The sequence below is a fragment of the Ornithinimicrobium carbonis genome (assembly GCF_977012275.1).
The window spans coordinates 1816630-1832661 of the sequence record NZ_OZ348993.1; the positions used below are offsets into that span (position 1 = coordinate 1816630).

At 75.8% G+C, this 16032-nt stretch carries 12 protein-coding genes; 7 read left to right on the forward strand and 5 right to left on the reverse strand.

Features of this window, described 5'->3' with window-relative positions:
- Positions 1–170 precede the first annotated feature (170 nt).
- Both ACWHYA_RS08155 and ACWHYA_RS08160 read right to left on the reverse strand, forming a co-directional pair.
- Positions 171–2498: a helicase-associated domain-containing protein gene (locus tag ACWHYA_RS08155; protein ID WP_425943144.1), complete on the reverse strand. Its 2328-nt coding sequence runs from the start codon at positions 2496–2498 to the stop codon at positions 171–173.
- A gap of 3 nt (positions 2499–2501) precedes the next feature.
- A complete protein-coding gene (locus ACWHYA_RS08160; RefSeq protein WP_425943143.1) occupies positions 2502–4001 on the reverse strand; it encodes a gluconokinase in 1500 nt (499 codons plus the stop codon).
- 48 nt (positions 4002–4049) lie between these two features.
- Between ACWHYA_RS08160 and menD the strand changes: the two genes are divergently transcribed.
- Entirely contained in the window at positions 4050–5861 is a 1812-nt protein-coding gene (menD, locus tag ACWHYA_RS08165) for a 2-succinyl-5-enolpyruvyl-6-hydroxy-3-cyclohexene-1-carboxylic-acid synthase (RefSeq protein ID WP_425943142.1), read from the forward strand.
- Positions 5862–5990: 129 nt separating this feature from the next.
- On the opposite strand, the gene ACWHYA_RS08170 is transcribed toward menD, so the two are convergent.
- On the reverse strand, positions 5991–7298 hold the full coding sequence (locus ACWHYA_RS08170) for a GNAT family N-acetyltransferase (protein ID WP_425943141.1): 1308 nt from the start codon (positions 7296–7298) through the stop codon (positions 5991–5993).
- Between the two features lie 175 nt (positions 7299–7473).
- On the opposite strand from ACWHYA_RS08170, the gene ACWHYA_RS08175 reads away from it, so the two are divergent.
- Positions 7474–8754, forward strand: coding sequence for an MFS transporter (locus ACWHYA_RS08175; protein ID WP_425943140.1), 1281 nt, complete (start codon positions 7474–7476; stop codon positions 8752–8754).
- Here ACWHYA_RS08175 and ACWHYA_RS08180 read toward each other — a convergent pair.
- Positions 8744–9244, reverse strand: a complete 501-nt coding sequence (locus tag ACWHYA_RS08180; protein WP_425943139.1) for a GNAT family N-acetyltransferase — start codon at positions 9242–9244, stop codon at positions 8744–8746. The genes ACWHYA_RS08175 and ACWHYA_RS08180 overlap by 11 nt on opposite strands.
- Positions 9241–10632: an isochorismate synthase gene (locus tag ACWHYA_RS08185; protein ID WP_425943138.1), complete on the reverse strand. Its 1392-nt coding sequence runs from the start codon at positions 10630–10632 to the stop codon at positions 9241–9243. The genes ACWHYA_RS08180 and ACWHYA_RS08185 overlap by 4 nt, the downstream gene beginning before the upstream one ends.
- Before the next feature lie 35 nt (positions 10633–10667).
- Between ACWHYA_RS08185 and ACWHYA_RS08190 the strand changes: the two genes are divergently transcribed.
- The 5 genes from ACWHYA_RS08190 (at position 10668) to ACWHYA_RS08210 (ending at position 15952) form a co-directional block, all read left to right on the forward strand.
- Complete coding sequence (locus ACWHYA_RS08190; protein ID WP_425943137.1) at positions 10668–11372, forward strand: demethylmenaquinone methyltransferase; 705 nt, start codon at positions 10668–10670, stop codon at positions 11370–11372.
- A gap of 35 nt (positions 11373–11407) precedes the next feature.
- A complete protein-coding gene (locus ACWHYA_RS08195; protein ID WP_425943136.1) occupies positions 11408–13258 on the forward strand; it encodes a DUF294 nucleotidyltransferase-like domain-containing protein in 1851 nt (616 codons plus the stop codon).
- Between the two features lies 1 nt (position 13259).
- Positions 13260–14006: an exonuclease domain-containing protein gene (locus ACWHYA_RS08200; protein ID WP_425943135.1), complete on the forward strand. Its 747-nt coding sequence runs from the start codon at positions 13260–13262 to the stop codon at positions 14004–14006.
- 193 nt (positions 14007–14199) lie between these two features.
- On the forward strand, positions 14200–15495 hold the full coding sequence (locus ACWHYA_RS08205; RefSeq protein WP_425943134.1) for a geranylgeranyl reductase family protein: 1296 nt from the start codon (positions 14200–14202) through the stop codon (positions 15493–15495).
- Between the two features lie 91 nt (positions 15496–15586).
- Positions 15587–15952 carry an NADH-quinone oxidoreductase subunit A gene (locus ACWHYA_RS08210; RefSeq protein WP_425943133.1) on the forward strand — a complete coding sequence of 122 codons (366 nt, stop codon included), beginning with the start codon at positions 15587–15589 and terminating at the stop codon, positions 15950–15952.
- Positions 15953–16032: the final 80 nt, after the last annotated feature.

Consider the following 16032-nt stretch of genomic DNA (forward strand, 5'->3'; position numbering starts at 1 on the left):
CGGGCACGGGTGCCGATCTCAGCGGAGCACGTGACGAGGTCGCCAGCGCGAGCAGCGCGAGGCCGAGCACGGAAAGGTCCGGCCGGCCGCGAGCGTGTCACGCCCGAGCCGGCACGCGACCGGACCAGCGGGATCCGGTCCGTCACCTCGACGGCGGTGTCCTCGACGGCTCAGTCCGCCGGGGCCACCCCGGTGATCCGGTGCAGCAGGAAGGTGCGCCGGGCGTCCCCGTCGCCGACCCCGGCCCGCAGCCGGCCGGCCTCGACGGCCAGCGGCCGGACGAGGTGGGTGCCCACCCCGCCGGCGTCGTCGGCATACCCGATCCGCACCGCGACCCCGTCGGCGACCGCCTCGCGCAGGACCGCGGCCACGACGACCGGGTCGGCGGTGCGCCCGAAGGCGCCTGCGCCCGTGCCCTCCGCGCCACCGGGTCCACCGAGACCGGCGGGTCCGCCGAGCCCCTCCGTCCCGTCGGCGTCGAGCCCCTCACCCTCGCCACCGACGCGTCGGGGCCGCAGCACCTCGCCCCTGCGGAGCTGGGCCACGACCTGCCGGGCGACCTGGTCGTCCACGCTGCTGACTCGCACGGGGGAGGAGGTGCGCGGCGACGTGCGCCGCGCCGTCGTCGTCGACACCTCCAGCCCGCCGTCGCCACCCTCGACGAGGGGGCCGTACTGCTGCTCGCGCAGGAGGTCGACGACCGTGGGCGCCGGCACCGGGCTGACCAGCACGCTGGGCGCGATCCGCCGCCACTGCAGCATCCCCAGTGCCCGGTCGCGCTCGATCCGGTCCAGCAGGGCGGGGTCGTCGGAGCGCAGGTAGGCCGCGCAGGCGCCCACCCGCGCCTGGCCGTGGCGCCGGGCCACGTCCCGCACCAGGTAGTCGAGAGGCTGCGGCACCCCGGTGCGCGAGGCGTCGGCCAGCTCGGCGAGCACCCGGTCCGCCGACCAGCCCAGGTCCAGCGCCCGGCGCACGCTCGTCTCGCTGAACCGGTGCACGCTGGCACCGCCGCGGGACTCCACGTCGCTGACGACCTGCAGCAGCGAGCGCACCGGGCCGTCCAGGCGGCCGGGCGCCACCGCCGTCAGGTCCGCCTGCAGCAGGACGTGGTCGACCGCGGGCGGGACGAGCGGCTCCATCAGGGCGGCCACCCGGGCGGGGTCGTCGCCGGTCACCACCGCACGGCCCGGGCCGCCGAGGGCGCCCCGGCCGGTGACGCCGGCCCACTCCGCCTCCCGGGCCACCACCTCCAGCCCCGGTCCCAGGTCCGCCGCCCGGGCGGTGCGCAGCGGGTGCCGCCAGCGCAGCAGCTCGGTCAGCCCGTCCAGGGTGGGTGCCGACCCCGCCGGCAGGGTGGCCAGCGCCGCCAGCGCGTCGTGCCGGCGCACGCGCCCCAGGGGGTATGACGTGTGCACGGACAGGGCGTTGACCCGCCCCGCGTCCCCGGAGGTCACCAGGCTGGGAGCGGCGGGCATCGACCACCAGGCGGCGGCCAGGGCAGCCCACCGGGCTCCCGCGCCGGCCTCGAGCCAGTCGTCGGCGGCCGTGGTCGGCACCCAGGCCGGCTCGCCCGTGCCCCGCGGACCACCGTCGTCGGCCGCGACCAGGCCGGCCGCCAGCGCCGTCTCCAGCAGCCAGGCCGTCTCGTCCTGGCCCACCTCCAGGTGGGCGGCCAGCCGGGTGAGGTCGCGCACGGCCAGCCCGCCGGAGCGCAGCACCCGCGGTGGCCGGGCGCCCCACCGGTCCAGCACCTCGGTCACCAGGACCAGCAGGTCCCCGGCCCGGCCGCCCGCGGCGGCGTCGACGACCTCCTGGTCCAGCCCGGTCGTCTCCACGGCGGGCGGCTCCGGGGCCGGGTGGCGGTGCAGGCGGCCCTCCCGCAGCCGCAGGGCCAGCACGCGGGGCAGGACCACGTGCGCCTCGTCCTGCCGGACGAGCAGACCGGCCTCCACGAGCGACCGTGCGGCCGTGGCCATCGGCGCGTCCGGGTCCTGCGGGAGCGTGCCGACGGCCGGTCCCCAGGTGAGGGCGTCCAGCAGCTGGCGTCCGGGCGGGTCGAGGTCCGCCAGCGCACCGTCGGGGTCGGCGCTCACCCCGGGGGAGGGGCGGACGTCGGCCGCCGCCAGCCCCGCCGGGTCGCCGACGACCTCCAGGACGGGCCGGGCGGGCAGCAGGCCGTCGGCGGAGATCCAGCACAGGGCCAGCGTCCGCAGCCGGCCGGTCAGGGCCTCGGCCCGCTCGGCGGAGGTGCCCAGCAGCGCGGCGACCTCCGCGGGCCCGGCCGGTGCCGCCACCACGACGGCCTCCAGTGCCTGCAGGTGGGCCAGGTCGAGGTGGTCCAGGGCCCGCCGCACGCTCGCCAGGGTGGTCGCACGGGCGGCGAGGGTGGTGACGTCGGCGGGGGTGGGCCGGGCCAGGTCGGGCCGTGCCCGCAGGAGGGCGGCCAGCTCCTCGTCGCTGCGTCCCCGCAGGTCGTCGGCCAGCGAGCGCACGCTCACGGATCAGCCGAAGAGCGCGTCGTAGACCCGCTCGAACCGCTGGAAGCGGTCGGTGTAGTAGCGCCGCCGGTTGTAGTCCGGCGTCAGGGCCCGTCCCCGGTCCGGCCGGGCGCGGCGCACGTCCGGGGCGAGGGACTCCAGGGCCAGCAGCGCGGTGCCGTGCAGGGTCGTGCGCTTGATGCGCACCGGGGTGACCGGGGTGCGCATCGCGTCCGCCATCACCTGCAGCAGCTCGGGGTGGTCGGTGGTCACGCTGCCGCCGGCGAAGAGCCGCTCCGGCTGCGGGGCCACCTCCCGCAGCTGGCTGACGATCCGGGCGTAGGACAGGGCGATCCCCTCGACGACGCCGCGGTAGACCTCCACCGGCGCCGACCCCGCGGACACCCCGACGACCACGGCACGCGCGTCGGCCGCCCAGCCGGTGCTGCGCTCACCGGTGAAGAACGGCAGCACCAGCGGGGTGGTCTCGTGCGGCTCGGCCAGGAGCGCCGCCGACAGCTCGTCATCGTCGATCTGGTCGACCGCGAGGGTCACGTCGGCCCAGGCCAGCGCGCGCCCGACGTCGTTGAGCGCGCCGCCGACCAGCGCCCGGTCGTGCGAGACCCGGTAGCACCACAGGCCGGGCGGCAGCTCGTCGGGCATCTCCTGGACCAGCACCCGCAGGGCTCCGGAGGTGGCGCAGGAGGCCCCCATGGCCGTCTCGTCGTAGGCGCCGAGGCCGACGTTGGCGGCCAGGCCGTCGGTGATCGTGGCGTACCAGGCGGCGTCCTGGAGGTTGGGCCAGCGCTTGGCGATCTTGCCCGCCCGGCGCTCCTCCACCTGCAGCGGCTGGTCGAGGTGGTGGATGGGCGGCAGCTGGTCGGTGGTGATGCCGACGATCTCGGCCAGCTCGGGGTACCAGTCGGCCGTGTGCCGGTCCACCATCCCGGTCCAGGCGGCGCTGGAGGTGCCCGTCCCCAGCGTGCCGGTGAGGCGGTGCAGCACGTGGTCGCCGAGGGAGAGATAGCGGGCGGCCTGCGCGGTGACCTCGGGGCGCTCCTCGGCCAGCCAGCGCAGCCGGGCCGGCCAGTAGCTGGCGTGCACCCGGGTGCCGGTCCGCTGCTGCAGGGCCTCCTCGTCCAGCTCGACCCGCAGGGCGGCGACGTGGTCGGCGCAGCGGGAGTCGGCGTAGGTGAAGCACGGGGTCAGCGGCCGGCCGTCCTCGTCGACGACGACCATCGAGGAGGCGAAGGTGTCGAGCGCGACGCCGGCGACGGGGGTGTCGTCGAGCGCCTCGACCAGCTGGTCGAGAAGGGTGGTGACCTCCTCGACGATCTGGTCGGGGTCGATCTCCGACGTGCCGTCGGGGGCGGTGGTGAAGGAGTGCGCGACCTTGGCCCGCTTCCCGACGGGGCGGCCGTGCGCGTCGTAGACGGCGCCCCGGCTGGCGGTGGAGCCCACGTCGAGCGCAAGGACGAGCGGGAGGACGGCGTCCTTGAGCTCGATGTCGAAGTCGGAGGCCATGGTCGGTCACTCTACTGGGGCGCGCGGGGCCCGTGGCAGGATCGCCCCGTGCACCCCTCCACGGCCCTGGCCACCGTCCTCGTCGACGAGCTGGTGCGCGGCGGGGTGCGCGAGGCGGTGCTGTGTCCCGGGTCGCGCTCCGCGCCGCTGGCCTACGCCCTCGAGGAGGCCGACCGAGCCGGTCGGCTGCGGCTGCACGTGCGCGTGGACGAGCGCTCCGCCGCCTTCCTGGCCCTGGGTATGGCGCGCGCCTCGGCCCGGGCGGTCCCCGTGGTGACCACCTCGGGCACGGCCGTGGCCAACCTGCACCCGGCGGTGCTGGAGGCGCACCACGGCGGCGTCCCGCTCGTGGTGCTCTCCGCCGACCGGCCGGCCGAGCTGCGGGGGACGGGGGCCAACCAGACCACGGTGCAGCCGGGCATGTTCGGCGGTGCGCTGCGCCACGAGGTCGACCTGCCCGCGCCGGAGCGGCGTGCCGGTCAGGTGGCGCACTGGCGCTCGTCGGTGTGCCGGGCCCTGGCCGCGGCGCTCGACCCCGGCGCGGTGGCCGGGTGGTCCAGGCGCGGCCCGGTGCACCTGAACGTGGGGCTGCGCGACCCCCTCGCGCCCGCCCTCGAGGACGACGGGTGGCCCGAGCCGCTCGACGGCCGGCCGCACGGCGGCCCGTGGGTGCGGGTGGCACCGCCCGGTGAGCAGGTGGGTCCGGGCGGACGCACGCTCGTCCTGGTCGGTGACCTGCCCGACCCGGAGCTGACGCGGGCGGCGCTGGACTGGGCGGGCCGGGCCGGGTGGCCGGTCCTGGCCGAGCCGTTCGGGGTGCTGGCCACCGGAGGGCACGTGGTCCGGCACCCGCCGGTGGTCGCCGCCCGTGCCGCCGCCGACCCCGGGCTGCGGCCGGACCGGGTCGTGGTGGTGGGACGGCTGACCCTGTTCCGCGAGCTCGCGGCGCTGCTGCGGCTGCCCGGCGTCGTCGTCGAGCAGGTCTCCGCGGTCCCGGCGTGGACCGATCCCTCGCACGTCGTGCAGGTGGTGCACGGACCGGAGGTGCTGCGCACGCCGCCGGAGCGGGCCCCGGGCGCGGAGGCGTGGGTGCGGGACTGGGTGGGCCTGGGGGAGGCGCTGACCGGAGGCGTCCGGGCGGCCGTGCTCGCGGACCCGGACCGCCCGTCGGGACCGGCCGTCGCCGCGACCGTGGCGGCCTCGCTGGGGGACGCGGACGTGCTGGTGCTGGGGTCCTCCAACGGGCCGCGCGACCTGGCGACCGGGCTCGGCCTGCTCGAGCAGAGAGGTGCCCCCCGGGTGGTCTCGGGCCGGGGGCTGGCCGGCATCGACGGGACGGTGTCCGCCGCGGTCGGGGTGGCGCTCGCCGTGCGCGGGGCCGGCGGCGGCCGCGACCGGGACCATGCCCCCCGGCCTGCCAGCTGGAGAGGCACTGCCGGTCCCGTCGGACGCACCGTGGCACTGATGGGCGACCTGACCTTCCTCCACGACGTCAACGGGCTGCTGGTCGGCACGGGGGAGCCCCGTCCCGACCTGACGGTCGTGGTCGTCAACGACGACGGTGGCGGCATCTTCTCCACGCTGGAGTACGGCGACCCGGCCCGGTCGGCGACCCCGGGAGCCGGGGCCGCCACGGAGCGTCTCTTCGGAACCCCGCACGGCACGGACCTGTCGGCCCTCTGCGCCGCCCACCACGTCGAGCACCACCGGGCCGCCACCGTCGAGGACCTCGCCGAGCTGCTGCGCCGGCCCGCGGAGGGGATCCGGGTGCTCGAGGTGCCGGTCGACCGCTCCGGCCACCGACGCCTCCACGACCTGCTGCGGCCGACCCGCCCGCCCGAGGCCGGTCCGACCGCCTGAGCCGGGTGGCCGCCCGAGCCGGGTGGCGTCCGCCCGAGACGGGTGCCCCGCCCCGAGACGGGGGCTGACCCTCCCGGCCGAGCCGGGTGCCGTCCCCTCCTGTCGCTCCTGTCCGCTCAGGGTGGCCGGTCAGAAGCCGATGGCCCCCACCGGCTCGGTGTCGCCACGCATCGCCCGGGAGAGCTGGCGGACCGCGCCCGGACGCAGCTCCCGCACGCCCAGGGTGGGCACCTGCGCCGCGATCGTCCGGCCACCGGCGTAGGCCGCGCCGAGGGCGGCCACGGGCAGGACCACGTCGGGCGCGCTCCCTCCGGCGGCCGGCTCGCAGGTCGCCGCCCCCGAGCCGTCCACCGTGAGCCGCCAGCGACCGGCGTTCCAGGGGCACAGCTCGTCGACCACCTCCAGCACGAGGTCGGCGGGGGCCGCGTACCCCCGCTCGGCCAGCGCCCGGGGGACGTCCACGAGCCGCAGCCACAGGCTGTCGATCGCCACGACGCCGACCGACCGGGGGCCGCCGCACCACCACAGCACCGGGTCGTCGACCGAGCGCCCCCGGAGGGTCACCTTCGTGGTCAGGTCCAGGTCGACGAGACGCCGGACCAGGGCGAGCAGGCTCGCGTGGTCGGTGGCGCCCAGCTCGTCGACGGTCACCTCGCCCCGGGACCGCTCGTCCTCCCACCTGCTCTCCCGGCGGAGCACGGCATACCCCGTGAGGGCACCGTCGCGGCGGGCGAGCAGGAGGCGACGGGGCTCCTTGCTGCCGCGGGCCTTGGGCACGTCGCGGTACCAGGTCGCCGCGAAGGCGTCGGGGCGGGTCACCGCCCCCAGGCTGGTGGCGGCGCACGCCAGGTGGGCCTCGTGCAGCGCGGCGGTCCCCTCGGGGGTGGGCAGGGTCACCAGGTGGGTCTCGACCGCGTCCGCGGCGGTCCCGAGCTCATCCGGGACGCGCAGCTCCTGACCGCGGTCGAGCACCAGCTTGACGTCCAGGCTGGCCGAGCCGTAGCCGAAGCGCCCGTAGATGGCCGGCTCGGAGGCGTGCAGCCCGGCGACCGCCGCCTCGCCGCGCTCGTGCACCCGGTGCAGGTGGTCGCGCATCATCCGGGTGAGCAGCCCCTGGCGGCGGGCGTCCGGGTGGACGCCGACCCAGGTGAGCCCGTCGACGGGCACCGTGCGCAGACGGTCGCCGGGAGCGGGCACGGTCAGGCGCAGGTCGTAGGCGCTGTAGACGCCGACGAGCGGCGGCCGGTCCCGCTCCGGCTCTCCGGGCAGGGCCGGTCCGGTCCGCTCCAGCGCCCGCGCGTGCCGCAGGTCCAGGTGGTGGACCAGCTCCTCCGGCTCGGTCCCCGGCACGACCTCGAACCAGACCAGCGTGTCCAGCTCCTGGACCCGGGGGAGGTCCTCGCGGGTGAGGTCGAGAAGGCGTGCGTCGATGTCCACCGGCCCAGTGTGGCGTCGTAGGGTGGTGACGAGCCAGGGGTTTTCTCCGCGGCCGCCCGCGGTCCCGGCGACCCGGTCTCCCCGCTCCCCGGCACCCCACCACCGCGCGCCGTCGACGTCGCGCCCCACGCCCCCGACGTCGCGGCCTCCTGCGTCGCCGCACGAGAGGACAGCCATGCCCGCCGACGACCCCCGCACCGTCCCGGCCGCCGCCGGCTCGCGGACGAGCGGACCAGACCGGTCGGCCGAGGACCGACGGTCGATGCAGGACCGAGAGCCGCCCCGGGACGCCGGGCAGCCCGCCCGCGGGTCGGTCCTGGGCGTCATGGTCGTCTTCGCGGCCGCCGGCTTCGTCATGGGCCAGGCGCTGGCGCGGGTCCCGGCCGTCCGGGACGCGCTGGGCGTGGACAAGGCCCAGCTGGGCCTGGCGCTCATGGGCATGGGTCTGGGGTCCCTGCTGGCGATGCCGTTCACCGGGCGGCTGGTCGACCGCTTCGGCAGCCGTCGCGTCGTGCTCCTCGCCGTGGTCGTCGGGTGCGCCGGCTGGGGCGCGGTCGCGCTGGCTCCCTCCGCGGCAGTGCTCATGGGCACCCTGGTCGTCACCGGGGTGGCCGTCGGCATCTGGGACGTGGCGATGAACATCCAGGCGACCCACGTCGAGCAGCAGCGGGGACGCTCGTGGATGCCCTACTTCCACGCGGGCTTCTCCGGCGGTGCCGTCCTGGGCTCGGGGACGGGCGCGCTGCTGGCCTGGCTCGGGGTCGGTCTGGTCCAGCTCCCGGTGCTGGCGGTGGTCGCCGCGGTCGCGGGGGTGCTGGGAGCCGTCCGCTTCGTCCGGGAGAGCGTGGGGCAGGAGCAGGACGACCCGTCGCCGGCCGGGGGCGAGCGGCCGGTCCGCCGCGGGGTCACCCGGCTGGAGATCCTCATCGGCCTGGTCTGCCTGGCTGCGGCCCTGGCGGAGGGATCGGCCAACGACTGGCTCGCCCTGCTGCTCGTCGACGTCCAGGGGGCCCCCGAGGCATTCGGGGCCCTGGCGCTCACGGCCTTCAACCTCACGATGACGATCGGCCGGCTGGTCGGCGGGCCGACCATCGACCGCTTCGGGCGGGCGGTCGTGGTGCGGGCGGGAGGCGTGCTGGCGGCGACCGGCATCCTGGTCGTCACCCTCGTGCCCTCGACGAGCCTGGCCCTGGTCGGGGGGCTGCTGTGGGGCCTGGGGGTCTCCACGATCTTCCCGGCCGCGATGTCGGCGGCGGGCGAGGTCCCCGGGCGGGGCAACCGGGCGATCACCGTGGTGTCGACGATCGCCTACGGGGCCTTCCTGTTCGGGGCGCCGACGATCGGCCTTCTCGCCGAGCTGGTGGGGCTGGACCGGGCGCTCTTCCTCGTCGTCGGCTTCCTGCTGGTCATGGCGGTCCTGGCCCCCGTCATGCGAGACCAGCGGGTCAGGTCGTGATCCAGTAGCGCCGGGCGGGCGGGTGCCCGGCCACGGTGCGGACGTCCTCCAGAACCCCTCCGCACGCCTCGACCACCCGGGCCGAACCGGCGTTGTCGTCGTCACAGGTGACCAGGACGCGCTCCACCCCGAGGTCGCGCAGGCGGGCGACCGACTGCCGCAGGATCTCGGTGGCGTGGCCGCGCCTGCGGAACTGCGGGCCCACGGCATACCCCACGTGTCCCCCGTGCTCCAGCAGGGTCGGGGTCAGCCGGTGCCGGACCGAGACGCGCCCGACGACCTGGCCGTCGACCTCGGCGAGCAGGAAGTCGGCCGGGACCCGACCGGGCGGAAGGTCGGTGCCGGCGGCGTCCCGGGCGCAGGCCGCCAGCACCTCCTCCCAGGTCCCGTCGGCGAGCAGGAAGCTGAAGCCGTCGGAGCGCAGCTCCTCGTGCAGGGCGCGGGCCGCGGCCTCGTCCCCGGGCCCGGGAGGACGCAGCCGCAGCGTCACGACGGCTCCGGGAGCAGGCCCAGGGCGTGCCGCATCGCGGTCAGCTTGACCTCGGTCTCGGCGAGCTCGGCCTGCGGGTCGGAGGCGGCCACGATCCCGCCCCCGGCGAAGATGCGCAGCGAGCGGCGGTCGGGGGCCAGCTCGCCGCAGCGCAGGGCGATCCCCCAGTCGCCGTCCCCGGACCCGTCCACCCAGCCGACGGGACCCGCGTAGCGTCCGCGGTCCATCCCCTCCAGCTCCTCGATGAGGGTGGCGGCGGCCGGCGTGGGCGTCCCGCAGACGGCGGCCGAGGGGTGCAGCGCGCAGGCCAGGCGCAGGGAGGTGGCTCCGCTGACCATGCGGCCGGTGAGGTCGCTGGCGAGGTGGTAGACGTCCGGCAGCTCCAGGACGTAGGGCGCCTCGGGGACCTGCAGGTCGGTGCAGTGCGGAGCCAGGGCGTCGGCCACCGACCGCACCGCGTAGGCGTGCTCCTCGAGGTCCTTGACGCTGCTCACCAGCCGCAGACGGGGGTCGGTGGGGTGGTCGGTCGTCGTGGGGTCGGGAACCGGGGTGGGGGTCGGAGCCGGGGCCGGGGCGGGTACCAGGGCGGTGGTGGGGACCGGGGCCGCGGCCGGAACCGGGGCGGGGGTCCCGCGCCGGATCGTGCCCGCCAGGACGCGGGAACGGGCCCGGCCGCCCTGCAGCCGCACGAGCATCTCGGGCGTGGCACCCACGAGGCCGTCGACGGCGAAGGTCCACGTGGCGCCGTAGCGCGCCTGCAGGCGCTCCAGCACCGGGGCCACCCGCACGACGTCGCCGTCGCGGTGGCGCACGGCCACGTCCCGGGCGAGGACGACCTTGTCGACCACGCCGCTGCCGATCCGGCGGACCGCGCGGGCCACGACCTGGGGCCAGTCCTGCGCCGCCACCGTGCCCGGGAGCTCCACGAGCGGGTCCAGCCGGCCCAGGTGCGGGTTGGTCCGCGCGAGCATCTCGGCCGGGTGCCCGGTGGGCCACGGCTCGTCGTCCACCACCACCTGGGTCACCCAGGCGAGCCCGTCGCGGCGACCGATGAGCGTGCGGGGCACGGTGAGGACGCTGTCGTCGGCGGACCCGGGGGAGAAGGCGAAGGAGCCGAAGGCCACCAGGCCGGTGCCGGGCAGGCGCACCTCGTCCTCGACCTCGGCGCGGTGACGGACCCCGTCCCACCACGTCTCGGCGGCGGTGAACCGCTCCGGCCCGCGGGTGCGCACCACCGCGGCCCGGCCCCACCCGACCATGCCGTCGCCCTCCCGCAGCCAGGAGACCACCTCCCGGGGGTCGACCTCGTCGGGAACGCGGGTGAGCAGGTCGCCGGTGACGTCGACGGCGACCGATCGTGCGCGCAGGCGCGGGGGAGGCGGGGGCACGAGGGATCACTGTAGGTGGTGGGAGGATGGGGGCCATGAGCCCCTCCCGCGCCAGCCTGGAGAAGAAGCCCCGCGAGGTCGCCGAGATGTTCGACGACGTGGCCCGTCGCTACGACCTGACCAACACGGTGCTGTCCGGCGGGATGGACCACCTGTGGCGGCGGGCCGTCGCCAGGGCGGTCGACGCCTCGCCCGGCGAGCGCGTCCTGGACATCGCCGCGGGGACCGGCACCTCCAGCGAGCCCTACGCGGACCGGGGCGTGCAGGTCGTGCCGGCGGACTTCTCCCTCGGCATGCTGCGGGAGGGCTACCGGCGTCGTCCGGACCTGCCGTTCACCGCCGCGGACGCGATGTCCCTGCCCTTCGCCGACGACTCCTTCGACGTGGTGACGATGAGCTTCGGGCTGCGCAACGTCGCCGACGTCGACCTGGCGCTCCGCGAGTTCCTGCGGGTGGCCCGGCCCGGCGCGCGGCTGGTGGTCTGCGAGTTCTCCACCCCGGTCGTGCCCCTCTTCTCCACCGTCTACAGCAACTACCTCATGCGGGCCCTGCCGCGGGTGGCCCGGCGGGTCAGCTCCAACCCCGACTCCTACGTCTACCTGGCCGAGTCGATCCAGGCGTGGCCTGCCCAGCGTGAGCTGGCCGCGCGCATCCGGGACGCCGGCTGGGGCCAGGTGCGCTGGCGCAACCTCACCGGCGGCGTGGTGGCCGTCCACCACGCCGTCGCCGGCGGGGACTGAGACCGCACATCCCACCACCGCCGAGGAGGCACGACATGGACGTCGAGCTCGCCGAGGTCAGGGACTTCCTGGCCCAGCACCCGCCCTTCGACGCGCTGCCGCCGGAGGTGCTGGACCGGCTGCCGGCGCGGTGCACCCTGCGGTACGCCCGCCGGGGCAGCGTGATCCTGCACGCCGGGGGGCGGGGGGACCGGCTGTGGGTGGTCCGCAGCGGTGCGGTGGACATCACCGACGAGGGACGGCTGGTGGACCGGCTCGGGGCGGGGGGCTGCTTCGGCATGTCGGCGCTGGTGGAGCACGGACCGATCCGCTACGACGCCACCGCCCGGGAGGACAGCCTGCTCATCACCCTCCCGCAGGCGGACTTCGACGAGCTGGCGCAGGAGCACCCGGCCGTGGCCGTGCACTTCGCGGCCACCCACCACGGCAGGATCCGGACCGCGCTGAGCCAGCTGCAGCAGCCCCGCACGGGGTCGGCGGTCTTCCGGACGGCGGTCAGGGACCTGGTCCGCGGGGAACCGGTGGCCACCGGTCCCCAGGTCTCCGTCGCCGAGGCCGCCCGCCGGATGACCGAGGCGGGCGTCTCCTCGATCCTGGTCATGGAGGGTGACCGCCTCGTCGGCATCCTCACCGACCGGGACCTGCGCCGCCGCGTGGTGGCCGCCGGGACGCCCACGGACCGGCCCGTCCGCGAGGTGATGACCCTGAACCCGGTGACGATCAGCAGCGACGCGCTCGCGCTGGAGGTCATGCTCGAGATGACCGGGCGCAACATCCACCACCTGCCGGTGGTGGACGCCGAGGAGCGGGTGGTGGGCCTGGTCACCACGACCGACCTGGTCCGGCTGGAGCGCTCCAACCCGGTCTACCTGGTCACCGACCTGGCCAAGGCGCCGGACGTCGGCGCGGTCGTGGGGCTGGCCGCCCGCATCCCGCGGATCGTGGAGCAGCTGGTCAGCGAGGACGCGACGGCGGCCGACGTCGGCCGGGTCGCCACCGCGCTGACCGACGCCGTCACGGTGCGCGTGCTGGAGCTGGCGCAGGCCGAGCTGGGTCCGGCCCCGGCGCCCTGGGCCTGGGTGGCCCTGGGGTCCGCCGCCCGGGAGGAGCTGACCCTTCGCGGCGACCAGGACCACGCGATGGTCCTGGGGGAGGAGGCGGACCCGCAGGACCCGTGGTGGGCGGCGGTGGCCGACCGGGTGACCGACGCGCTGGAGGCCTGCGGGCTGGAGCGCTGCGACGGCGACGTCATGGCCACCAACCCGCGGTGGCGCAAGCGCGTTCCGGAGTGGCGGGCCCAGTTCGCCCGCTGGGCGCACGAGCCGCAGCCCGAGGCGGTGCTGTGGGCGGCCATCTTCTACGACATGCGTCCGGTGCACGGCGACGCGGACCTGGTCGCCGGCCTGCGCGAGCAGGTCGTGCGGATGGGCTCACGGTCGGACCTGCTGCTGGCGCACCTGGCAGGGCAGGCCGCGCGGATGCGTCCGCCGATCGGATTCTTCCGCGGGTTCGTGCTCGAGGACGCCGGGGAGCACCGCGACACGCTGGACATCAAGCGCGGCATCTCCGCGATCGTCCAGCTGGCGCGGATCCACTCGCTCCGGGCCGGCGCCACGGCGCTGCCGACCGGGGCACGGCTGGCGGCGGCCCGTGCCCGCGGAGTGCTGGCCGCCGAGTCGGCGGTCGACCTGGCCGACGCGCACGAGCTGATGTCCTACCTCCGCCTGCAGCACCAGGTCGCGCAGGTGCGCGACGGCCGCCGGCCGGACAACCACCTCGACCCCGAGCTCCTGAGCAGCCTGGACCGGCGCCACCTGCGCGACGCCTTCCAGATCGTGCGGCAGGCGCAGCACGGGCTGAGCACCCGGCTGCCGCAGGTGACCTGAGGTGGGGTGGTGGGACGACTGGCGCGGACGGCTCGGTGTCGGTGGCGGTGGGAACGGGCGGCGCCGGGGGCCCCTGCGGGAGGGTCTCGACCCCGTCCTCACCCAGGCGTGGGAGCGGTTGTCGGCGGCTGCTCCCTACCCGCCCGACACGCCGCTGGACGACGTCGAGCTCCTGGCCCTCGACCTGGAGACGACCGGGCTGCAGCCCGCGAAGCACGAGCTGCTCTCCTTCGGCCTCGTCCCCGTCCGCAAGGGCGAGGTGCGGCTGGCGGGGGCGCTCCACCTGCCGGTGCGGCCGCGGGGTGACGTGGGGGACTCCGCCACCGTCCACGGCCTGACCGACGACCGGCTGGCGCGCGAGCCGACGGTGGCTGAGGTGCTGCCTCAGGTCCTGCGGGCCCTCGTCACCGAGGACGGCCGCCGGCGGGTCCTGCTGGCGCACTTCGCCCTGGTGGAGACCTCCTTCCTGGAGGACGTCGGGGTGGACGTCCTGGGCACGTGGCTCGACCTGCAGGTGGTCGACACCCTGGAGGTGGAACGTCGGCTGCTCGGGGCGCAGCACAGCGAGATGCGGCCCGGTGCGGTGCGCCTGCACACCTGCCGCACCCGGCACCACCTGCCGCGCTACCAGGCGCACTCCGCCGTCGTCGACGCCGTCGCCTGCGGTGAGCTCTTCCTGGCCCAGTCCGCCACGCTCGTCCACCGGCGCCGGCGCCCCCTCCTCCTGGACGACGTGCTCGAGCGCTGACGGTGCCGTTGCCGTTGCCTTGCCGTCGCCGTTGCGGTTCCCGTTGCCGGTGATCGTGACGGTGCCCGGTGGTCGCGTTTCGGCATACCGGCGTCCGCTAATTCCAGGCAGGCATCCCTCGCCCGGAGCGCGGAGGGGCGACACCTAGACTGACCAGGTTCGTGAAGGTCGGCACAAGCGAGGCGCAGACACGGTGAGTGGACAGGTCGAGACGGCTGACGTGATCGTCGTCGGGGCGGGCCCGGGAGGGGCCTCGACCGCGGCGTACCTGGCTGCGCACGGGCTGGACGTGCTGCTCCTGGAGAAGGCGTCCTTCCCCCGCGACAAGATCTGCGGGGACGGCCTGACCCCCCGGGCGGTGCGCGAGCTCATCAGCCTCGGCGTGTCCATCCGCGAGGAGGACGGCTGGCACCGGACCAAGGGGCTGCGGATGCTCGGCGGCGGCGTCCGGATGGAGCTGGACTGGCCCGGCAACGCGACCTTCCCGCCCTACGGCCTCGTCCGCACCCGGATGGACCTGGACGAGATCCTCGCCCGGCACGCGCAGTCCCGCGGCGCCCGGCTCCTGGAGCGGATGAACGTCTCCGAGCCGGTGCTCGACCACCGCGGCCACATCTGCGGGGTGCGGGCCAAGGTCATGGGGGAGGACGGGCGGCCCACGGGCCAGACCCGGGAGTTCCGCGCCCAGCTGGTGGTGGCCGCCGACGGCAACTCCAGCCGGCTGTCGCTGACGATGGACCGGCCCCGGCGTGACGACCGTCCCATGGGGGTCGCCGTGCGGACGTACTACCGGACGCCGCGCCACGACGACGAGTACATCGAGTCCTGGCTCGAGCTGTGGGCCAAGGGCGAGGACGGCCAGCAGGACGTGCTCATGCCGGGCTACGGATGGATCTTCCCGGTCGGTGACGGCACCGCGAACGTGGGCCTGGGCATCCTGGACACCGCCAAGGACTTCGGCACCTTCGACTACAAGGACGTCATGCGTCGCTGGGTGGCGACCATGCCGGCGGAGTGGGAGTTCGGCGAGGAGACCCAGCTCGGGCCGATCCGCGGTGCCGCCCTGCCGATGTGCTTCAACCGCCAGCCGCTGTACGACCGGGGGCTCCTGCTCGTGGGCGACGCCGGCGGCATGGTCAACCCGTTCAACGGCGAGGGCATCGCCGAGGCGATGGAGGCGGGGCGGCACACGGCCGAGGTCGTCGCCTCCGCGCTGGCGCGCGCCACGCCCGGGGAGCGGGAGGCGGTGCTGCAGTCCTACCCCGGGGTGATGAAGGAGTCCCTCGGGGGCTACTACATGCTCGGCAAGCAGTTCGCCACGCTCATCGGCAACCCGGAGATCATGCGGCTGGCCGTGCGCTACGGGCTGCCGCGGCGCGCGCTGATGCGCCTGCTGCTCAAGATCATGGCCAACCTGCCGCAGGAGCGCGGCGGAGGTCTCGACGACCGGATCATCAACGCGCTGAGCCGGGCCACCCCTGCCGCATGAACGCCCCGACCATGACTAGGCTAGGCGCGAGCCCGCCCCGTCCCTGGGCGGGCCCGACGCCGCGCTCGTCCCGAAAGGAGTCCTGGCTCTGATGGACTACCACCCCTATCTGCCGGTTCTCTTCTTCCTCTTCTTCGGCCTGCTGTTCGCCTTCGGGTCCGTCTTCGGCGGTGGGCTGCTGGGGCGCTCGACGTACAACCGGGCCAAGGCGGAGGCCTACGAGTGCGGCATCCAGCCCACCCCCCAGGCCCACGAGGGGGGCCGGGTGCCGATCAAGTTCTACCTGACCGCCATGCTCTTCATCGTCTTCGACGTCGAGGTCCTCTTCCTCTACCCCTTCGCGGTCGCCTTCGACCAGGTCGGGCTCTTCTCCGTGCTGGCGATGCTGCTCTTCCTCGTGGTCGTCTCCGTCCCGTTCGTCTACGAGTGGAGCAGGGGGGGTCTGGAGTGGGACTGAGCAGGGACAGCGACAGGGACAGGGACGTCAGCGGGTGCGACGAGGTGCCGGTGACCGGGGCGAGCGCCCCGACCGGCGGA

What these genes read in the sequence shown, in the direction of transcription:
- ACWHYA_RS08160 (WP_425943143.1), bottom strand. Translation starts at nt 4,001, where the DNA reads ATGGCCTCCGACTTCGACATCGAGCTCAAGGACGCCGTCCTCCCGCTC.
- ACWHYA_RS08175 (WP_425943140.1), top strand. Translation starts at nt 7,474, where the DNA reads ATGCCCGCCGACGACCCCCGCACCGTCCCGGCCGCCGCCGGCTCGCGG.
- ACWHYA_RS08190 (WP_425943137.1), top strand. Translation starts at nt 10,668, where the DNA reads ATGAGCCCCTCCCGCGCCAGCCTGGAGAAGAAGCCCCGCGAGGTCGCC.
- ACWHYA_RS08195 (WP_425943136.1), top strand. Translation starts at nt 11,408, where the DNA reads ATGGACGTCGAGCTCGCCGAGGTCAGGGACTTCCTGGCCCAGCACCCG.
- ACWHYA_RS08210 (WP_425943133.1), top strand. Translation starts at nt 15,587, where the DNA reads ATGGACTACCACCCCTATCTGCCGGTTCTCTTCTTCCTCTTCTTCGGC.